The organism is Paucibacter sp. B2R-40 (assembly GCF_025717555.1).
Classification (GTDB): Bacteria; Pseudomonadota; Gammaproteobacteria; order Burkholderiales; family Burkholderiaceae_C; genus Paucibacter_A.
Map to the genome: position 1 here is coordinate 177,488 of NZ_JAJIRP010000011.1, position 19,106 is coordinate 196,593.

Here is a 19,106-nt window from a genome sequence, read left to right on the forward strand (position 1 = left end):
CGGCCTGGACGGAGCGGTCAGCGTCGGCGGCCGTAACCGCGAGCAACCGGTAGTCTGGCCGCCAACAAGTTCATCAGATGACCCATCGGGAAACTACCGATAACCGAACGACGGCGCGGCGCGTTCTCTGCTCACAGAAAAAACTCGACAAGGAGGGCTGCATGCAGCTGCAGCAGATCGACGTCACCGGCGCGCGTCTCGTGGGCGCCATCACCAAGGAGCTGGGCTTCGATGGCCCCAAGCACCATGCCGTAGTGCTCGGTCAAGGGATGTTCGACGGCGTGGTCTATCTGGCAGAGCTGATGAAGGGCGGTTACCAGGTCGCAACGTTTGAAGACTTCCAGCGACGCTACGCCTCGAACGGCGATATCCGGGTGGAACCCAACGCTGGGCCGCACAGCAACGTCGAGGTGGCTAAGAGGGCGCTGACGGAGCTCAAGCAAGGTCAGGCGAAGTACGACCTCGTTGCCAACAACTGCGAGTGCTTCATCAACCGTGCGATGCACGGGCAGTCCACCAGCACCCAGGTGATCAATACGGCGATTGGTGTGCTGTTGGTCGCTGGACTCGCCCACCTCATCCGCAGCTCTCGATAGGCACCTCAATGCATGCCGCGGCGCCGGAGCTCGCAGCCTGCATCTTCAGTCATCAGATATCTCTGAACACGGCGGGAGCGTTTTTCTCATCTCACCGGCCAGAGACAAAGCCACTTTGGCAAAGCTCTCCAATTTATCGATTCTGTCGAGCATGGCCTGCTGGTTGGCCGCCTCCTGGCGCTTCAATAGCCCGTCGACGGCGAACTTGGCGATCCGCAGCTCGACGGTGGCGTCAAGGTTGCCTTTGAGGGCCTCTTCCAGCCATGGGTTGACCAGCCCGACTGATCGTTCAGCGGCCGCACCGAGCGCGTGACGAATCAACTCTCTGGCTGCGTGATCGATGCCCAACGCGAACTGGAAGAGCTGCTTCTCCTCGTCCGTTGCACCTTCAAGCTCTTCGCTGTTCGGCAGACGGGTGAAGAACCTCAGCTTATCCGCCCCGTCCACGCCCAACGAATTGAGCGTGCGCAGCAGAGGGTCCAGTTCCCGCAGCGGTCGCATGTAAGGGGGCAACGTGTAGCGGTGCGCCCAAAGCTTCAGGATCACATCAACGCACTCTGCTGTGGCGGCATCCCTCGTCGTCTCAGGCGCTTGCTCGGCAGCCAAGATCTTCTCAGCGACCATGTGAGACATCCACTGCGCAGTGACATCGTTGCTCAGTTCCAGCCCGGCAACGATCCTCTTGCCAAGCTCGATGACTGACTTAGAGCGATCGAGTGATTCCATCATGTCCGATCAGGTAGTACCGGTTGTAAGGGTAGTTATAGAAGCCGTAGTCATCCTTGCCGGTCTCGTCCTTGGGCGGCTTGCGGCGGACGATGACGCGAACTATGAGGGAAGAATCCGGGCGCACTTGCAACAACGCGCTGATGAACTTGTTGTCAGCGCTGAGGCGCGTACCGGTCAGGACGCCTCGCTCTTCGCCATAGCCCGTGCTGCGCGACCAGGTCTCGCTTCTTAAGATGCCCCCGGCTGGCAACGTCCAAGATCTCCCATCTGGATCAGTCGTCGGAGTCAGGAGGTCAAGAACCTCCTGGCAAGGGCGGGGACCCGGGCTGCTGATCGTGCCCGCCCAAGGGTCAAATTCGTCGAGTCTCAAAGAATCACTGCCCGTCGCGACCCAACCAAACATCCTCAACTCAGGGTCATCGGCCTTCTCTCCGTAGTCGACGTGATCTGCATCAGGAAGGTAGATTTCTCCGGGGTCAGGGCTGGTCTGGAGGGCAGCCAAAAGCGTCGCCGCGTGCTGCGACGGAACCAGCACCGACCCCACCGACACCGTTTCGCCGTTGACTGACTCTGTGGTCGTCCAATTGCCCCACAGGGCAGTCATGCCGTCGTCCGTTGTCACTTGGTCATCCAGGTACTGTCTGCTGGCTCGCCAGCACCACGAGGCCTCAGATCGTTCGCTGCTCGTCGGGGCGTCCTTTAGGATTTCAGGATCACGCCGTTCCGCAAGCCAGCAGTTGTCTGTGCGAGTGAGCAACTTTCCGCTCAACCAGTCATCAAACGGATTCTCGTCCTCATCCACGCGCCGGCGTACAGGTCTGGTCTCCAAGAGGTTCCCAGCGACAAACATCATGGCGTGATAGGACTGATAGACCACGCTGTCCTCCACCTCCGGCATGCTGCTGTGCCTGTAGGTAGTGTCTTTCTCTCGAAAGAGGCCCCGCTTGTAGCGCTGATCATCTTGGCGGCGGTGGCCAAGTGACAGGCGCCCGCGCAAGACTGCCATCGCTCGCCGTTCAATGGAACGCTCGCTCAGCCCAAAGACGCTGCCCAATGGTGCGAACCAATACGGGCCGATATCGATGCCGAAGAAGTACTTGTCATCGTCGTCTACGGTCTCGCCGCCCGAGGGCTGGTCATCAATAACTTCGTACTCGCCTCGGTCGAAGATCTGCGTCGGCAATCCAGGCTGGTTGGAACTGTTCGCGACATCGAGCAAGTCTCTTGGTAATGCGTTGACTTCGTTCAGTTTCCTCAGTGTGCCTGCAGCGAAATGTCGAATGACAACATGCTGCTCCCGCGCGGCGGCGTCTAGAAAGGCAAGGAAGGGCGCGACGGCACGAGGTGCGTCCATGGCGCCTCGTGACAACGCAAGGCAGAGCCATTGGCAAGCATGCCACTCGTAGAACACCAGTCCGCGGTCGACGAATGGCTGAGGGTCAGCGTTGAGTGCGCGAGCAGCCAGCGCGGACAACAGCGGCTGCCAATCGAGTTCCAGGCAAATGCGGACGCAATGGGCATGCTCCCAGCGTTCGGTGGTGGATGGACGCGCTAGACCTGCCCACAGATAGCCAGCCAAGGCTTCCTCGCAAGACGACGGTGGCGCGAGCGAGTCGTTCCACGGGCCATCGCCATCCTCTCCCTCAAGAACTTCTTCAAGCAAATCGAAGCCGAAGTTCAGCACCTCATCGGCTTCGTCGCTGGTCAGGCGGCGCGCGAGTGGATCCACCAGGTGGAACAGATCTTCGGCATCAAGTGTGTCGAGTCGCGATAGATACCCTTTTATCCGGGCTGATGCGACGTCTTTTTCCAAGACGATGTCTTCTGCATAGAGCCCATCAAAAGGGCCCTTGTGCCCCCAGCCGCGGCGCCCGACGCGGTTGGGTTCTTCCGTGGCCACCGATAGGGCTGCCTTCCTGAGTTCGCCGCGAACGGATTGGAGTCGCTTACTCGGCTCGGGGAGGTGCCTGATGACGTCCATGAAGCTGAACACGCCGAACTCGTCATCCGACTGGATCGCACGGAGGTATCCATCGATCTCCGACAGTGCCGCGCGCCTACAGCCTTGCTCGTAGAACTCGCGGACGTACGAGAGATGGTCAACCTTCTTTAGCGATCGTCTTGCCGCGAGTACTGCGGCTGTGTCGCGGAGATCGACTCCGCTGAAGACAGCATCCCAGTCAGGCGCCTGGATCTCTCTATCCGGGGATGTCCACGGCGCAGGAGCCGTCGATGCAGGTGGGATGGCTGCCTTGGCTTCGGAGGCTCGAAGCAACCTGTCCAAATCTGGCAGTGCCATCGCCAGCGAGTCAGCCAGCGCCTTGAGTTCACGCCAGGTGGATGCTTCGCAGGTTTGGATGCGGAGGAATCGGTACGCGATCTTTAGGATCAATCGTTTTTGGTTGATGTCCGACTCTGCGTTGATGGCCGCTCTGGCGTCGCTGGTGCGTTTCCACCCCCTCACGGTGCCGCTCAAGGCAACTGCGGCCATTGATGGCAGCAGCTTGTGGTCGATCAGGCTGTAGACCGCGGTCGGAAACAGTTCACCAGCAAAGCCAAACTCTCGATCCCGCCAGCGGCTCAAGATTGCGAGACTGGACGAGGGGCAGAGGCCAACCAAGCCCTGGACCAATCGCTCCCAGTCCATGTACTTGTCCCGGGCCATGTGCTCGTAGCTGAGCTCCGCGATGCGCGCCAGCCGGTACGCGGTCCGGGGCTTTGGTTTTCCCTTCCGATGCGCCGCGTCCGTGAGATCGAGGAACGTTGTCCATCGAGAGAGATGCTCTTCTCCGATCTTGCTGGCGATGTCGATTGCCTTGTCGAAATATGCAGCCGCTTCCGACCTACTCACGCAGAAGATGGCGCGGGCCAACTCCTTGAGGCTCTCGACGCGCGTCTCCGCATCGTCGCGCGATGTAGCGAGCTGATCAAACGCTCTGGAGCTCAGTTGCAGTGAGAGGTCGCCCAGGCCTGCTGTTCGTGCGGTCACGCGGCACATCCTCGTGAGCGTGCTCGAGTAGATGCGGTCGTTCTTATCCACCCACTTCAGCAGGGCGGCGATCTGAGGCGGCTGAATGGTGCCCGCGTCGCGCTGGATCTGCACCCACTCGATAGCAGCCACCTTCTCTAGATTGAAGCTCCGCTGATAGTCTCGTGAGGATGCCGATTTCGTCTGCCCGAGCGCAAGCTCGATCTCGTGATCGAGATTCAGAGGCGTACGTCCGCAAACGATATCCGCGGCCAGGATGAACCAGGCGAGGACGCCCCCCGTGACATGCTCCAGCTGGGAGGCCTGCTGGCCCTTGACCGGAGAACTTTTCGATTCGAACTCAGATCGGACGTCCTTGGGCGCCAGATCAATCAGCTCAATCCGTCTGCCGCGAAGCGCAGCTTCCAACGCGTAGGCTCGGACGAATGCCGCACGTTCAGCGTCGAAATCATGGACCTGCCGGGGTGGATCCTCTGGCAAGTACCGGCGTAGCGTCACTGCCCAGGCCTCGTCATCGCGCGGAAGGCGCCGAAGCGCTTGGGTGATCGCAGACCGAACCCCGTCCAACACGCTGGTCCCAGACTTCCATGAGAGATCCTCTTCGGGCAACTTGACCTTGGGGTCGACCAAGATGCCCATCAGATGGCGCAGCGGCTCCGCCGGCAGCAGGTGTCCAACCTGGCATGCTTCCGTTGCCAAGCCCAGCAACATCCAGACATCCCCTTCGGCATGCTCGGCAAGCTCGTCAAGCTGCTTGACGCCACCAACGTCAGCCAGTCGCGCAGCCACCAGCTTCGTCGTTCTCAACACGACGAATTTAGGAGTCCATCCTTTCAGGAAGTGCGCGGCCTCAGCAGGCCCGCGCAATCTCAGCACACCGATGGCAAGCTCGGCGACGTCCGCGTCTTCGATCTTGTTTTCTTTGCGACGCTTGGGTGGCAGCCTGCTCCAGGCGTTCAACGATTCCCCGGCCATCCTCAACCTGCTCGCGGCCTCGGGAATAAGGTCTGCATTCCCGGCTAGCAGCACCGCCTCGTACGCATGGTGCGAGCCATGAAATCCGCCGCCGAACGTCCTCCTGGAGACCATTTCTTCGATGCGATCCGACGCAAGCAGAATGCCGGCGATGTCGGTGTTTTCCTGGATGAGTGTGTTCTGGCGCGTCTCCCCAGCCACTTCGCCGCCGACTCTCAGGGCGAGCTTGGCGGCAGCGACATCTCGCCCCTGTTGCAGGCACGCCCTGAGAGCGAACATCAGTCGCTGCAGCTCGACGTCGCGGCGCTCAAGGGGGTTGTCAGGCAGGCTCTCATTCGAGAGGGCCAGCGTGATCAACTCGTTCATCCGACCGGCTGACAGCAGCAATTGCGGCAGCGCCGCCGCGACGTAAGAGCTGGTCGTCGCGAGAGGCTTGAGCTTCGAAAGAAACGCATCAAGCGAGGCTGCGTCGGGCTTGAACGTCTCGTTGAACCACGTCTCCGCCGGTTCGTCCATGAAGTGCAGACCCGACTCCTTAACGAACAACGGCCGTCCGAACTCCGTAGCGAACGTACGGACTGCGCTCTCGGGAACTCCTGCGATCTGGGCCAAGATGGAAATCGGCACCAGGGGGCGGAGAACGGCGAGGCCCTTGCAGATCAGGTCGATCTGATTCGCCTCGGTCGGTCCCCATTCAGCTTTCAGCCGGTTGATGGCCTTAGTCAGCAGCCCTCCAATCGCGTGCTGAACCGTCGTGGGTGTTGGTCCCAAGGCCCTGAGCATTTCTCCTATGGGCGGGGCGCCCTCCATGGCCAGCGCTTGAACTCGAGGGTTATCGCTGCTGAGAAACGCAAACTCCGCAGCCTCAGCGTCCGTCGCATCCAGATAGCTCAGCCGAAGGTGCGCGGCAGACTCAGCCTTTGAAAACGACTCCAGCTTGATCGGGATGGCTTCGAGTGGCTCACCAAGGTAGTTCTGTCGGTGTGATCGGCATGTGAACGCGAATCGCACCCCATCAGGCATGTCCGTGTTGATAAGGTCATGGACAAAGGTGCGCTCCCCGATCTCTCGCGCGGCCATGTACGCGTTGTCTGCCGCGTCAATGATGATGCAAAGGCTCGCCTGGGGCGTGTGGGCTCGGAGAAGATCAATGGCCTGCTTGAGCCGGGACACGAAGGCCCGCATGAATTGCTTAGGGTCTGTGCCGTGAGACGGAATCAACGGCAGGCACAGCTGCTGTCCGGCAAGCTCGTTCGCGATCTGGACAAGCGCATCACGGTACCGGTGGCGGTAGTTCAGGGCCTGGCGGTAGGTGCCGTCACCGAAACAGTCGTACAGGATCGCTACCGACCCAGCAGGCATGGCACGAGCCAGGTGAGCTGAGAGTGTCGACTTTCCCACACCACCGTCTGCGTGGATGACGACGGGGCGCTGCGCGGAGAGGAGCGTGGCCAGGATGACTGGCTGCTGCGTTCGAGGAAGTACGTGCTTCGGTTCCGAGATCAGCGAGGGCGCAGGCAGCAGATCGTTCTCGCTCACCCGTAGAGCTTGAAGCACGTCGTAGAGCCGGATGGAACGGTCCTTTGCACCTTCGTCCGTCGCGCGGCGGGTGACCAGCTCCTTCAGTTGAAGCGCAGCCTCGGTATCGGACTCAGAAAGGTATGCGCCCAAGTCCTGGCTCAAGAGGTTGCGCTGCTCCCAAAGATCCGGCTCACCAGCTTCAACCGAGAAGGCTGCAAAGAAATTCTGCACGCTGCTACCAGCGGACGCGGCATACCGTTTCAGCAATTTGTCAATTGCACGGTGCCGCGGCTCTGTCGCCCCCGCAGCGAGATCGGCCAAAGCTTCCAGGACATCCGCAGCAAAGGGCCTGTTCGTCAGAAAGACGAACCTAACCTTCTTCTCCAGGACATCCAGTCCGAGCGACGCCTCCAGTTTGTTGAAGCGACCGGCGAAGCCTTCGATGGTTCCTTTAAGGCCGCTGGCCTTCCAGGGATCGTGAGAGTGCTTGGACGAATGCTTGAGCTGCATGTAGCGGATCGACGTTGCCGCTACGACGTCCTCACTCCCGAAATACAAGCCGACGTCGATGACCTCGTCGCCCACGCTCGTGGATGCGTCCCCCTCGTCCAGTGACGCTCCTTCGATCGTCACTGCCACTAGGCCGCCCGTGGCGGCAAGCAGCCCTAGGCATTGCCGGGCTGCCCATTGGTAGTGAAACTGGTCGCCGCTCCTGGAGGGACCAACAGAACCTTGCTTCGCCATATCTTTGGCGCTCCCTGTATCAGTCTATTCGCGGAGCTTACAAGCCCCGGCTGTCGTCAGCGGATCTTTTTGGGGCCAGATCCTTACATCGAACGTTGTGGGGCCGCTTTCGGGCGTCGAGTTTGGCAAAGTGAAGGGCGGCATCCGCTGCAGTGCCGCCCGCCCAAAAATGGTGTCGGTTCAAGGCTGGTTGCAGTCGTTAGTGCTCGCGCCATCAGGCGACCGTTCCTGACGGATGCGGACATTCAACCCTCTGCCTGGAGCTCTATGCCTCCGATGCAGAGGGCTGCAAACGCTCTGTCAACGCCATGAGGCTGATGCGGAGGCGATCAAATGCAGATAAGCTCAACGAATCAGAAAGCAACTCAGGTTCTGGGGCAGCCCTTGCACGCGATCGTGTGGTAGCGCTCGGATGCCAGCCCACCAGTAGGACCATCAAGGGGAAGGTATATGAGGAAATGGTGACGATTGGGATTCGCGCAAAGCCTACCGCGGTTACTTTTGTAGTGGTAGACGGCGATGAAATAAGAAACGTCGAGGACATAGAAATCCCGCGAGCTTTCGACACCCCGGACGCCCTCAAGTATGTTCGGAACAATCTTCTCGACATCCTTCGTGAGTATCGGGTAGAGGCTGCTGGCGTTCGAGTCACTGAACCCAGTGCGCGGTCGCTGAACATCGCACGTATCCAGTTGGAGGGGGTAATTCAAGAGGCCTTCGCCAGTAGCTCACTGCGGGGCTATTACGTGGGTCAGATCGCATCGATTTCGGCGCGCATCGGCATGGACCGCTCCGACTTCAAGAAGATGGTCGACGGAGAGAACAAACTAAAAATCGACTCATGGGAGGCTCTGAGCAAAGAAGCTCGGGAAGCACTCCTGTGTGCACTGGGAGCGAAGAATGTCTTTGCTTAACCCGTACACGACGGCACAGGTTGCCTTTGAGTTCAAGAGGGAAATCGGCCACGAGGGGAAAAACTCCACTGTATTCGTCGCCCATGACAAGCAGCTTGATGCGGAGATAGCGGTCAAGAAGGTGGCTAAGCCTTCGCTGGACGTGAATGTCTTTTTCAATGAGGCAAAGATCCTTTACATGAGCACTCACCCGAACGTGGTTCAGGTGCTCTACGCGTGCCAAGACAACGATTTCATTTACTTGGCGCTGCCGTTTTACGCGAACGGCTCGTTGAGGCAGCTGATGCAAACGCGATTCCTCACAGTACGAGAAATCATCAGCTTCGGGTGCAACATCGCCAGCGGCTTACACAACATCCACTCGAAGGGGCTCATTCACTTCGACATCAAGCCCGACAACGTTCTGCTGTCTGATCGGTGGGAAGGGCTACTCAGTGACTTCGGACTTAGCCGTCCGATGAACCGCGTCGGCGAAGCGGAGCAAGACCGTCTATATGCCAAGATGGTTCCGCCAGAAGCATTTACACAACCGGCGCACGGCGTAGCCTTCGACATGTACCAGTTTGGGATGACTCTCTACCGAATGTGCAATGGGGACGACGAGTTTTATCGTCAGCTGGACACCTTTGGAAAGGGCGCAAACTTTGACCGACATGCCTTCAGGCACGCACTCGTGAATGGCCAGTTCCCCGATCGATCAGTTTTTCCTGACCATATACCGGCGAGGCTTCGTCGTGTCATAAAAAACTGTATCGATCCAGAGATACCGAATCGGCCGAAGTCGGCAATCGAAGTTGCGAACGAACTAGCTCAGATCGACGAGCGGTTAGATTGGCAGTATAAGGTCGACTCAGATACCCGAGAGTGGGTGATGCGCAGGCCTGACGGAATGGAATACAGGCTCTCTGTCCTGCCGGACGGCTCGTCTGTCGCCACGCGCGGGCAAGCTGGAACGAAGCATGCCAAAATGATCGCTTACACGAAGACGGGGATCAAAACCTCGGAAATCCAGCAGTTTCTGAAGCGTCAATGAGCCGTCCCCCTTTCACCTTGAAGAACGATCCAAGAAAGTACCAGTCGCGCGGTGCCATCGGAGGCTCGCGCCACCCGGCCAATGCTGCCCCGTTCGACAGAGAGGAGCAGCGCGAGCGAGCAGAACGCGCTGTCATTGACGACCGCGGTTACATCCACTTCGCCCGGGCGGCCATACGGCGTCCCAAGGACTAGCTGCGACCGCGCACCACTCCGCCCCGCGCTGGCGCCAAAGTGCCGACTCACCATGTCCTCGGGCGCACTCTCGCTATGACCACTTCCGTCAGAGCGATCATCCGCGCGATCCGAGCGAACGGCAGCAACCGGCTCCTGTGACGGCATCAGGCGTGCTGAGTCTCTGGCGGTTTGCACCCGGAGCGGCGACTGTTTGGACACGGAGCTTTGAACGTGCTTGGGACTGAACAAATAGCCCAGTGGTGACTTTCGCCTTGTCAGTCAGGCAGCCCGAGCTCTACTGTAGAGATGGACTGCGAAACGCAAACTTCTGGGCGAGGTATTTGGCAGAGTTCTCGATGTAAGGGAACACCGTGCTCTCGTTGATATTCAGCTGGTCCAACTGCCTCAGCACAGTTTCCTTGTCTGTCACGGCGATGCGCTGGACTGATATCTCGGGGGTACCAGCCTCGTCCAGGGTGGCGTCATGCCCAAACAGCAGAAAGGCTCCGGACTGAAAAGCTATACGGCTGTTGGTGTGCTTGCCCTTTACGCAGACGATAGACCTGAGGTGCCTCGGCTCCAGCCTGGGCTCGAAGAACGGCTTTTCTTCCTTGATGAAATGCAGCAACTGCTTCACTGGCGCTAGCTTGTTGAACTTTCGGACATCCAGGCTACTGAAATCCAAGCCGTCCTTCGACACTTTCGGAAGCCTAGTCAGGTTAGCGATGCAACTAGCCGTGTCTGAATCGAAGTACTTGATTTGTTCTCTCACCATCGAAAACACGATGACTTCGCCGTCTTGCGTCGGGTTGCTCTTGCAGGCAAAGTACAAGGCGATCAACGGATTCGACGTGATGTCGAGAAGCCGCGTCGGCAGCGAGTAATGCTGCATTCGGACGAGCCGGTCGAGCGTGTAAATGTCACCTTGGAAGTCGATGGAATTCGACACCAAGAGCTCCCTGTAAAGCTGGTCTTCTGCATCGCGGTAGACATAGTTCCCCTTTTCATCTTTGCGCAAGATAGATGGCTCAAGGCGATACTTCGTACGGTTTGAATGGCCGCGATAGAACACCTCCCGCCCCCCATGGTTCAATGCCAGAACGTGCTCAATGAAGGCGCCGACTGAACCTGCCTGGAAGGGCGCATTTGCAGGCCGAGGTAAGTCGGCTTTGGAGACCTTCGAAGCAGGCACCTCATTCAGGTCGATGCCAGCGTCAGCCAGCACCTGAAGGAGGTCCTCATCCTTGATAGCCCAATGGGTTCGATTCAGCTCCCAGCTTCTTATGTCAAGCAGCGCCTGCAGCGGCTCGATAGCTTTGAAGGGGATAGGTGGAATCGCAGGATTGAGCTCCGGAACGACAAGTAATGAGCGACCGTTGTCCCGCATTTTGACGCTCTTAAGCCTGCCTACACGCATCGGTTTATCGGTTCCCTCGTATGCGAAGAGACAGGGCATCTCGGTCAATGCGGCAAGCTGCGCAGCCTTCAACTCACGGAAGCTTTCCGCAACTTCGTCGCTGGTGTACTCAAGAAACCGTACCCGCACGAACTCATACCCAGGCTGTTCCCAAGCGTCATCGGTGGCCGTCACTAGGAAGTTGAACATTTACTCGGTAGGAGTGGTGCACCCATTCACTGTAGCGTAGGAAGGAACCACAACCGAGGAAGCAAAGTCCGTTGAACTGCAGGTCTATGGAGGAAACTGGAAGTTGGGGTCGTCAGAGCGTACTCCCGGTCCCGCTGCATCGCAAACTGTCGCATACCAAGCGCCGTAATCAGTTTGGTAGGGCGACATGGCTACTACGGATGCCTAACGGGTTACACGTCTAGAGAATGACTAAGCACCTTTCGCGCTCGAGACGCCATTTGGGGCGGGAAGTAGCCCAATGGTCAAACCAAGGTATTTCTTGATCCAAAGAATTCCTGTGCCGTCACAAGACTCGTCACAAACCTCGTCACAGTGACGACATGGGCGCAAAAAAGCCCTCTCAAGGAGGGCTTTTCTCTTTATTGGTTGCGGGGGCAGGATTTGAACCTACGACCTTCGGGTTATGAGCCCGACGAGCTACCAGACTGCTCCACCCCGCGCCAGATATGGTGTTCCGGGCGATCTCGTCACAGCGAGCCCGAAAGGAAAGTGGTCATTCAGACCGGCGACAACTTCCCAAATTTTTGGTTGCGGGGGCAGGATTTGAACCTACGACCTTTGGGTTATGAGCCCAACGAGCTACCAGACTGCTCCACCCCGCGACTGAAGCTAGCAGTATAGCGCACTTTTCACTGAATCGTCAAAGTCCTGCCGCAGCCAGTGACGATTGGAAGCGCTCAGCATCCTGAAACCCAATCACCCGCGCGCCATTCAGCTCTTGACCAGAAGGATCAAAGAAGATCGTGCCAGGGGGGCCGAATAGTTTGAAACGCTTGAGTAATTCACGATCGGCCGGGCTGTTGGCCGTGACATCTGCCTTCAGCAACAAGGCGCCTGCCAGCCGCCGCCGAACCTGCGGATCGGTGAATGTGTACCGTTCCATTTCTTTGCAGGAAACACACCAGTCCGCGTAGAAGTCGAGCATTACCGGTCGCCCTGCTTGCGCCAGGGCGGCATCCAGTTCGGCGACGCTGGCAATACGCTGAAAAGACAGGCCCGCGGGGCTGCCTCCAGTGGCGGCTACTGTTCCGGCCTCCACTCTGAAAAGTCCTGCCAGGGGCTTGATTGTGTCGGTGCCGCCGCTGGCCGCCCCCACAACCTGCAAGAGGCCATAGCTGACCGCCAGCAAGGCTGCGGTCTTGCGCAGCCAAGTGCGCGGCCTGTGGGCGGCATGGGGTGCTTGGAACAGGCCCAGCATGGCTGCTGTCCCGATCAACAAAGCCCCCCATAGCAGTTGCGCCAAGGCTGGCGCCAAGACCGGTTGCACAGTCCACAGCGCGACGCCAAGCAAGAGCATGCCAAACAGGTGTTTGACGCCGTCCATCCAGGCACCCGCCCTGGGCAGCAAGCTACCGGCTGAAATTCCCAGCAACAACAAGGGAACACTCATGCCGCTGGCCAAGGCGAACAAGGCACTGCCTCCCAGTACCACGTCCCGGGTTTGGCTGAGGTAGACCAAAGCGCCTGCAAGCGGCGCTGCCACGCAAGGGCTGACGATCAGGGCGGACACCCCCCCCATGGCGAAGACGCCAAGCAAATGACCGCCAGGCAGCTTCTGGGATGCTTGCGAAAGCCCCCCGCTCATGCCCGATGGCAGGCTCAGTTCGTAGGCGCCAAACATGGACAAAGCGAACAGCACCAGGGCCAAGGCGAAACTTGCCAGTACCCAGGGCTTTTGCAGCACCGCCGCAAGTCCTTCGCCCGCCAGCCCTGCTGCCACACCCAAAGCGGTGTACACCAGTGCCATGCCCAGCGAATAGCTCAAAGCGAGCATGAAACCACGGCCACGCGTGGCCTTCTTGGATGCGTCACCCACAATGATGGACGACAGTATGGGCAACATGGGCAGCACGCAAGGCGTTAGCGAGAGCAAGAGACCGGCGACGAAAAACACGCCGACCACGGTCCAAAACCGCCCGGTTTGAAGCGCTGCATCCAAACGCCCCATTTCGCTCGCTGCTACATTTGTTTGCGAACCCGCAGATGCGACCGAGTTGCCAGGCTCTGGGCGAGGACTGCTGCTCAGTGACTGCGCCGCAGGATCGACCCCATCCACGCGCCTGACCGTGGCCGACGTGGCGCCAAGCCCTGGATTGACGTCGAAGGTCGCCGTCATGGGCGGATAGCACAAGCCTTTGTCCGCGCAACCCTGACCGGCCACAGTCAACTTGAAGGGGCCGTCGGCCGCCTTTATGGGCACCACGGCGCTGAGGACTTCGCGGTGGATCTCTACCTCCTTCTGAAAGGTCTCATCAAACTTGACTTTGCCCTTGGGCACCACGATGTCGCCAAAAGTAGCGCCTTCTGCCTCAATCTTGAACTGTTCCCGGTACATGTAGTAGCCGGGGGCAATCTCAAACTGAACTTGCAAAGTCTTGCCGTCCAGCGCACTGACCGCTAATTTGAAGGCCTGCTCGGGATCCAAAAAGTCATCCGCCCATGCCGTGGCCAATGGGTTCAGGAGGCAAACGAGAGATAGAAAAAAGAAGGTCGCTGACCGTAGAGCTCGTGACATAGGCTAGTAGCGTTAGGACTGATACCGCATTGCGGACAAAACATGAACAAGGCGGCGCGAAGCGTAATCGCAATCACGAACCGGCGCTCAAGCATGTGCAAATGACATAAAGCCAGGACTGTACAAACAAAAGTACAGGCGAAAAAAAGGCCAGCAAAAAAGCTGGCCATTCGAGAGCAATGTCTAAGCTGCGCGCAGCTTGGACAAGCGTGTCTCTTTACTCGACTGCTTCGCCAGCAGTCTCGCCTTCGGCGCGATCAACCAGTTCAACATAGGCCATAGGCGCATTGTCGCCAACACGGAAACCCATCTTCAGGATGCGTGTGTAGCCGCCTGGACGAGCCAGGAAACGTGGGCCCAACTCATTGAAGAGCTTGGTGACGATATCGCGATCGCGCAGGCGGTCGAATGCCAGGCGGCGGTTTGCCAATGTAGGCACCTTCGCCAAGGTGATCAAAGGCTCGACAACGCGGCGCAGCTCCTTGGCCTTAGGCACGGTGGTCTTGATCGCTTCGTGTTGCAGCAACGAAACGCACATATTGCGCAGCATTGCCTTACGGTGAGCGCTGGTACGGTTCAGCTTACGGAGGCCGTTACGGTGACGCATGGTGCTTATCCTTTCTTTGATTAATCGCCAGTGGCCGTATCAGGTACCACCGGGTGCACCGGACGGCGCAATGAAAAAGCGCCGTCCATTTCTTTCTAAACTAATTAACGCTTGTCCAGCCCTTGAGGGGGCCAGTTCTCAAGGCGAGCGCCGAGAGTCAAGCCACGCGAAGCCAACACTTCTTTGATCTCGTTGAGCGATTTACGGCCCAAGTTCGGAGTCTTCAGAAGTTCTGTTTCGGTGCGCTGGATCAGGTCGCCGATGTAATAGATGTTCTCTGCCTTCAAGCAGTTGGCCGAACGCACAGTCAATTCGAGCTCGTCAACCGGACGCAACAGGATCGGGTCGAAGGACGAGCTGCGTTGCTGCTGCTGCGGGTTGTCGAACATGTCGCCAACATCGGTGCCTTGCAACTGCGCGAACACCGCCAACTGTTCGACCAAGATTTTGGCCGAAGCACGGATCGCTTCCTCGGGCGAAATGGCGCCGTTGGTTTCGATTTCCATGACCAGCTTGTCCAGATCGGTACGCTGCTCAACGCGAGCGTTTTCAACGGCGTAGCTGACGCGACGGACTGGCGCGAACGAAGCGTCAAGCACGATACGACCGATCGACTTGGTTGGCTCATCGCCATAACGGCGCATGGAGCCGGGCACATAGCCGCGGCCCTTTTCGACCTTGATCTGCATATCCAGCTTGCCGCCTTGCGACAAATGCGCAATGACGTGATCTGGATTGATGATCTCAACATCGTGCGGGGTCTGGATATCGGCCGCAGTAACAGGGCCTTCGCCCTCTTTGCGCAACACCAGCGTCACTTCTTCGCGGTTATGCAGGCGGAAAACAACGCCCTTCAGGTTCAGCATGATGTGAACCACATCTTCCTGAACACCGTCGATGGCCGAGTACTCGTGCAGCACGCCGGCAATCGTTACTTCTGTCGGCGCATAACCCACCATCGACGACAACAGCACGCGACGCAGAGCGTTGCCCAGCGTATGGCCGTATCCACGCTCGAAGGGCTCCAAGGTCACCTTGGCACGGTGGCCGCCGAGCGGCTCCACATTGATCGATTTGGGTTTGAGCAGATTGGTTTGCATGAAGTCTTTCTTTCAATACCCTCGGTTCGTTACACCGATAAGGCTGAGGGACCAACCGGGCGTCGCCGCGATAGGGCCAACCCAGACGAGGGAAAGCCGACGGCACCCGCAAGGGGTGCAGCCGGCAACTGCAAAACGATTAACGCGAGTACAACTCAACGATCAGCGATTCGTTGATCTCAGCGCCGAACTCGTCACGATCAGGAGCCTTCTTGAAGACGCCTTCCAGCTTCGCTGTATCAACAGTCACCCAGGCCGGCAAGCCAATCGACTCAGCCAGCTTCATCGCGTCGATGATGCGCAACTGCTTCTTGGATTTCTCACGCACGGCGACGATGTCACCGGCCTTGACCAAGTAAGAAGCAATGTTGACGACTTCACCGTTCACCGTGATGCCCTTGTGCGAAACCAACTGGCGGCTTTCGGCACGCGTGGAGCCGAAGCCCATGCGGTAAACAACATTGTCCAGGCGTGATTCCAGCAGGGACAACAAATTGGTGCCGGTCGAGCCTTTACGACGCTCGGCTTCGGCGAAGTAGCGGCGGAACTGACGCTCCAAAATGCCGTACATGCGCTTGACCTTCTGCTTTTCACGCAGTTGCAGGCCGAAGTCGGATGTGCGCTGACCGGAGGTGCGGCCATGCTGACCTGGCTTGGAATCAAACTTCGCCTTGTCCCCGATGGCGCGACGTGCGCTCTTCAGGAACAGGTCCGTGCCTTCGCGACGGGAGAGTTTGCACTTGGGGCCTAGATAACGTGCCACTTTAGATGTCCTTTTTCATTCTGACGCACGGCCCGTCGGCGCATGCGCGAGTCTGGCCCAATTTTCTTGTCGGCTCAGACGGTGGTGTTGAAGATTTCCATTGCAAAAATGGAAATCAACGAAACGGCCGGCGCGGCACTTGCGTGCCCGCCGGCGCGGGGTAACTCGCGATTATCGCAGATTTCGCATCTTTGGCAAAAGCCTTAGATACGACGACGCTTTTGAGGACGGCAGCCGTTGTGCGGAACCGGAGTCACATCAGAGATCGAATTGATCCGGATGCCTAGAGCACCCAGTGCACGAACTGACGACTCACGGCCGGGACCTGGGCCCTTGATCTTGACATCAAGGTTCTTGATGCCTTGATCTTGAGCAGCACGGCCGGCGACTTCAGCCGCGACCTGGGCCGCGAAGGGAGTCGATTTACGCGAACCCTTGAAGCCTTGACCGCCGCTGGAAGCCCAGGACAGTGCTCCGCCTTGACGGTCAGTGATCGTAATGATCGTGTTGTTGAACGACGCGTGAACGTGAGCGATGCCATCGGCAACGTTCTTACGAACCTTCTTACGGACGCGTTGCGCAGCCGAATTATTGGGTGCTTTTGCCATCTTGATCTTCTTTCTGTGCTAGCCGCAGATCACTTCTTACCCGTAGCAGCCGACTTACGCGGGCCTTTACGAGTACGAGCATTCGTGCGAGTGCGCTGACCGCGCATTGGCAAACCACGACGATGACGGAAACCACGGTAGCAACCGAGATCCATCAAACGCTTGATGTTGATAGACATCTCGCGGCGCAGATCGCCTTCGATGGTCATCAAACCCACTGTTTCACGAATCTTCTCGAGATCGGAATCGGTGAGGTCTTTGACCTTCTTGTCGAATGGAATACCGCAAGAAGTACAGATCTTCTGTGCCGTCGTACGGCCAACGCCGTAGATGGAAGTCAGACCGATCTCTGTGTGCTTATGCGGCGGAATGTTAATACCAGCAATGCGTGCCATGTGGTTCCTCTAAATCGCTCGTGTCGTGCTGCAATCAGCCCTGGCGCTGTTTGTGGCGGGGATCTGTACAGATCACACGCACCACGCCCTTGCGGCGGATGATCTTGCAATTGCGGCACATCTGCTTGACGGATGCCGAAACTTTCATGGTCTACTCCTTGACCTACAAAAATGCGCTCAATGCGCGTAACCGGGGAATAGATATGCTCACTTCGCCCGGAACACGATGCGAGCACGACTCAAGTCGTACGGGGTTAATTCAACGGTGACTTTGTCGCCGGGCAAAATACGGATGTAGTGCATACGCATCTTGCCGGAGATGTGGCCGAGAACAACATGCCCGTTCTCCAGCTTCACACGAAACGTGGCATTGGGCAGATTCTCAAGAATCTCGCCTTGCATTTGAATGACGTCGTCTTTCGCCATGCCTTCGTTTCTGTTCTGATGGATCTTGGTTAAACAATGGTTCAGCTTTTCAGCTGGCCTTGAAATTTGCCTTCTTCAGCAGCGAATCGTACTGCTGGCTCATCACGTAAGACTGTACTTGCGCCCAAAAGTCCATGGTGACCACAACAATGATCAACAAAGATGTACCGCCAAAATAAAACGGCACGTTGTACTTCAAGGTCAAGAACTCTGGCAACAAACACACACCTGTGATGTAGATGGCGCCGGCCAAAGTCAAACGGGACAAGATCTTGTCAATATGCTTTGCAGTCTGCTCACCTGGCCGAATACCAGGAATGAACGCACCACTCTTCTTCAGGTTGTCTGCGGTTTCGCGGCTATTGAAAACAAGCGCCGTGTAGAAAAAGCAGAAGAAGACGATAGCACTGGCGTAGAGCAACACGTAAATCGGCTGCCCCGGACTCACCATGCCAGCGAGATCTTTCAACCAACGAAGGCTATCACCTGTCGCAAACCAACTCACTACCGTAGTAGGGAGCAGAATAATCGACGAAGCAAAGATCGGTGGAATAACTCCGGACATGTTCAACTTCAGCGGCAAGTGCGAGCTCTGCCCACCATAAACCTTATTTCCCACCTGACGCTTGGCGTAATTCACCAAGATCTTACGTTGACCGCGTTCGACAAACACCACCAAATAGGTGACTGCCACGACCACAGCAACGATAAACAGGGAAGAAACCGGACCCATGGCGCCAGTACGCACCAGTTCCAGCAAGCCACCAATAGCGCCCGGCAATCCGGAAGCAATGCCGCCGAAAATCAGAATCGAGATCCCGTTGCCCAGGCCACGCTCAGTAATTTGCTCACCCAGCCACATCAGGAACATCGTGCCGGCCACCAGACTTGACACCGCTGTGAGGCGGAAGCCAAAACCGGGGTTGATCACCAAGCCTGCCGAACTTTCCAGCGCCAAAGCAATGCTCAAAGACTGGAATAGCGCCAAACCCAAAGTACCGTAGCGCGTGTACTGTGTAATCTTGCGGCGTCCGGACTCACCTTCCTTCTTCAGCGACTCCAATGCCGGCACAACATACGTCATCAACTGAATAACGATGGAAGCCGAAATGTAGGGCGTAATACCCAGCGCGAAGACGGTAAAGCGCGACAGCGCACCACCAGAGAACATATTGAACAGACTCAGGATGCCACCCTCCTGACCCTTGAAGAACTGCCGCAACTGGGCTGGATCGATGCCAGGAACGGGGATATGCGCCCCAATCCGAAACACCACCAGCGCCAGCAACAGAAACACAAGCCGACGACGCAAGTCGCCGAACTTGCCGCTCTTGGCCAGTTGGTTTGCGTTGGTAGCCACTGTGCCT

General features: G+C 57.9%; 16 protein-coding genes and 2 tRNA genes. 4 read left to right on the top strand and 14 right to left on the bottom strand.

Annotated features, from left to right (window positions below; all coding sequences use genetic code 11):
- Positions 1–77 precede the first annotated feature (77 nt).
- Complete coding sequence (locus LNV09_RS20725) at positions 78–596, top strand: lecithin retinol acyltransferase family protein (RefSeq protein WP_263558979.1); 519 nt, start codon at positions 78–80, stop codon at positions 594–596.
- A 45-nt stretch (positions 597–641) separates the two neighbouring features.
- On the opposite strand, the gene avs3b is transcribed toward LNV09_RS20725, so the two are convergent.
- The gene (gene avs3b, locus LNV09_RS20730) at positions 642–1,322 is read right to left on the bottom strand and encodes an AVAST type 3 anti-phage protein Avs3b (RefSeq protein WP_263558980.1); all 681 of its coding nucleotides are present in this window, start codon (positions 1,320–1,322) and stop codon (positions 642–644) included.
- Positions 1,300–7,554, bottom strand: a complete 6,255-nt coding sequence (gene avs3a / locus LNV09_RS20735; protein ID WP_263558981.1) for an AVAST type 3 anti-phage nuclease/ATPase Avs3a — start codon at positions 7,552–7,554, stop codon at positions 1,300–1,302. The genes avs3b and avs3a overlap by 23 nt, the downstream gene beginning before the upstream one ends.
- Before the next feature lie 458 nt (positions 7,555–8,012).
- Here avs3a and LNV09_RS20740 point away from each other — a divergent pair, with 458 nt between their 5' ends.
- From LNV09_RS20740 to LNV09_RS20750, 3 genes are read left to right on the top strand one after another with little or no spacing between them, the layout of a single operon-like run.
- Positions 8,013–8,468 (top strand): hypothetical protein, encoded by a 456-nt coding sequence (locus LNV09_RS20740; RefSeq protein ID WP_263558982.1) that lies wholly within the window; start codon positions 8,013–8,015, stop codon positions 8,466–8,468.
- Positions 8,455–9,501, top strand: coding sequence for a serine/threonine-protein kinase (locus LNV09_RS20745; protein ID WP_263558983.1), 1,047 nt, complete (start codon positions 8,455–8,457; stop codon positions 9,499–9,501). The genes LNV09_RS20740 and LNV09_RS20745 overlap by 14 nt, the downstream gene beginning before the upstream one ends.
- Complete coding sequence (locus LNV09_RS20750; RefSeq protein ID WP_263558984.1) at positions 9,498–9,695, top strand: hypothetical protein; 198 nt, start codon at positions 9,498–9,500, stop codon at positions 9,693–9,695. The genes LNV09_RS20745 and LNV09_RS20750 overlap by 4 nt, the downstream gene beginning before the upstream one ends.
- 277 nt (positions 9,696–9,972) lie before the next feature.
- Here LNV09_RS20750 and LNV09_RS20755 read toward each other — a convergent pair whose 3' ends face one another.
- The 12 genes from LNV09_RS20755 to secY form a co-directional block, all read right to left on the bottom strand.
- Positions 9,973–11,283 carry an FRG domain-containing protein gene (locus LNV09_RS20755; protein WP_263558985.1) on the bottom strand — a complete coding sequence of 437 codons (1,311 nt, stop codon included), beginning with the start codon at positions 11,281–11,283 and terminating at the stop codon, positions 9,973–9,975.
- Between the two features lie 405 nt (positions 11,284–11,688).
- Positions 11,689–11,765, bottom strand: a tRNA-Met gene (locus LNV09_RS20760).
- 85 nt (positions 11,766–11,850) lie between these two features.
- A tRNA-Met gene (locus tag LNV09_RS20765) sits at positions 11,851–11,927 on the bottom strand.
- Between the two features lie 38 nt (positions 11,928–11,965).
- Positions 11,966–13,840: a protein-disulfide reductase DsbD gene (dsbD, locus tag LNV09_RS20770; protein ID WP_263558986.1), complete on the bottom strand. Its 1,875-nt coding sequence runs from the start codon at positions 13,838–13,840 to the stop codon at positions 11,966–11,968.
- A gap of 217 nt (positions 13,841–14,057) precedes the next feature.
- Positions 14,058–14,447, bottom strand: a complete 390-nt coding sequence (gene rplQ / locus LNV09_RS20775) for a 50S ribosomal protein L17 (RefSeq protein ID WP_263558987.1) — start codon at positions 14,445–14,447, stop codon at positions 14,058–14,060.
- Between the two features lie 104 nt (positions 14,448–14,551).
- Positions 14,552–15,547: a DNA-directed RNA polymerase subunit alpha gene (locus LNV09_RS20780; RefSeq protein ID WP_263535969.1), complete on the bottom strand. Its 996-nt coding sequence runs from the start codon at positions 15,545–15,547 to the stop codon at positions 14,552–14,554.
- A 139-nt stretch (positions 15,548–15,686) separates the two neighbouring features.
- Positions 15,687–16,310: a 30S ribosomal protein S4 gene (gene rpsD / locus LNV09_RS20785; protein WP_263535970.1), complete on the bottom strand. Its 624-nt coding sequence runs from the start codon at positions 16,308–16,310 to the stop codon at positions 15,687–15,689.
- A 203-nt stretch (positions 16,311–16,513) separates the two neighbouring features.
- Positions 16,514–16,918: a 30S ribosomal protein S11 gene (gene rpsK, locus LNV09_RS20790; protein WP_058721926.1), complete on the bottom strand. Its 405-nt coding sequence runs from the start codon at positions 16,916–16,918 to the stop codon at positions 16,514–16,516.
- A gap of 29 nt (positions 16,919–16,947) precedes the next feature.
- Positions 16,948–17,313 carry a 30S ribosomal protein S13 gene (gene rpsM / locus LNV09_RS20795; protein ID WP_263535971.1) on the bottom strand — a complete coding sequence of 122 codons (366 nt, stop codon included), beginning with the start codon at positions 17,311–17,313 and terminating at the stop codon, positions 16,948–16,950.
- Positions 17,314–17,347: 34 nt separating this feature from the next.
- Positions 17,348–17,461, bottom strand: coding sequence for a 50S ribosomal protein L36 (gene rpmJ, locus LNV09_RS20800; RefSeq protein WP_056194202.1), 114 nt, complete (start codon positions 17,459–17,461; stop codon positions 17,348–17,350).
- A gap of 59 nt (positions 17,462–17,520) precedes the next feature.
- Positions 17,521–17,739 carry a translation initiation factor IF-1 gene (infA, locus tag LNV09_RS20805; protein ID WP_009855680.1) on the bottom strand — a complete coding sequence of 73 codons (219 nt, stop codon included), beginning with the start codon at positions 17,737–17,739 and terminating at the stop codon, positions 17,521–17,523.
- A gap of 49 nt (positions 17,740–17,788) precedes the next feature.
- Positions 17,789–19,099 carry a preprotein translocase subunit SecY gene (secY, locus tag LNV09_RS20810; RefSeq protein ID WP_263558988.1) on the bottom strand — a complete coding sequence of 437 codons (1,311 nt, stop codon included), beginning with the start codon at positions 19,097–19,099 and terminating at the stop codon, positions 17,789–17,791.
- Between the last annotated feature and the right edge of the window lie 7 nt (positions 19,100–19,106).

What these genes read in the sequence shown, in the direction of transcription:
- LNV09_RS20725 (WP_263558979.1), top strand. Translation starts at nt 78, where the DNA reads ATGACCCATCGGGAAACTACCGATAACCGAACGACGGCGCGGCGCGTT.
- avs3b (WP_263558980.1), bottom strand. Translation starts at nt 1,322, where the DNA reads ATGGAATCACTCGATCGCTCTAAGTCAGTCATCGAGCTTGGCAAGAGG.
- avs3a (WP_263558981.1), bottom strand. Translation starts at nt 7,554, where the DNA reads ATGGCGAAGCAAGGTTCTGTTGGTCCCTCCAGGAGCGGCGACCAGTTT.
- LNV09_RS20740 (WP_263558982.1), top strand. Translation starts at nt 8,013, where the DNA reads ATGGTGACGATTGGGATTCGCGCAAAGCCTACCGCGGTTACTTTTGTA.
- LNV09_RS20745 (WP_263558983.1), top strand. Translation starts at nt 8,455, where the DNA reads ATGTCTTTGCTTAACCCGTACACGACGGCACAGGTTGCCTTTGAGTTC.
- LNV09_RS20750 (WP_263558984.1), top strand. Translation starts at nt 9,498, where the DNA reads ATGAGCCGTCCCCCTTTCACCTTGAAGAACGATCCAAGAAAGTACCAG.
- LNV09_RS20755 (WP_263558985.1), bottom strand. Translation starts at nt 11,283, where the DNA reads ATGTTCAACTTCCTAGTGACGGCCACCGATGACGCTTGGGAACAGCCT.
- dsbD (WP_263558986.1), bottom strand. Translation starts at nt 13,840, where the DNA reads ATGTCACGAGCTCTACGGTCAGCGACCTTCTTTTTTCTATCTCTCGTT.
- rplQ (WP_263558987.1), bottom strand. Translation starts at nt 14,447, where the DNA reads ATGCGTCACCGTAACGGCCTCCGTAAGCTGAACCGTACCAGCGCTCAC.
- LNV09_RS20780 (WP_263535969.1), bottom strand. Translation starts at nt 15,547, where the DNA reads ATGCAAACCAATCTGCTCAAACCCAAATCGATCAATGTGGAGCCGCTC.
- rpsK (WP_058721926.1), bottom strand. Translation starts at nt 16,918, where the DNA reads ATGGCAAAAGCACCCAATAATTCGGCTGCGCAACGCGTCCGTAAGAAG.
- rpsM (WP_263535971.1), bottom strand. Translation starts at nt 17,313, where the DNA reads ATGGCACGCATTGCTGGTATTAACATTCCGCCGCATAAGCACACAGAG.
- rpmJ (WP_056194202.1), bottom strand. Translation starts at nt 17,461, where the DNA reads ATGAAAGTTTCGGCATCCGTCAAGCAGATGTGCCGCAATTGCAAGATC.
- infA (WP_009855680.1), bottom strand. Translation starts at nt 17,739, where the DNA reads ATGGCGAAAGACGACGTCATTCAAATGCAAGGCGAGATTCTTGAGAAT.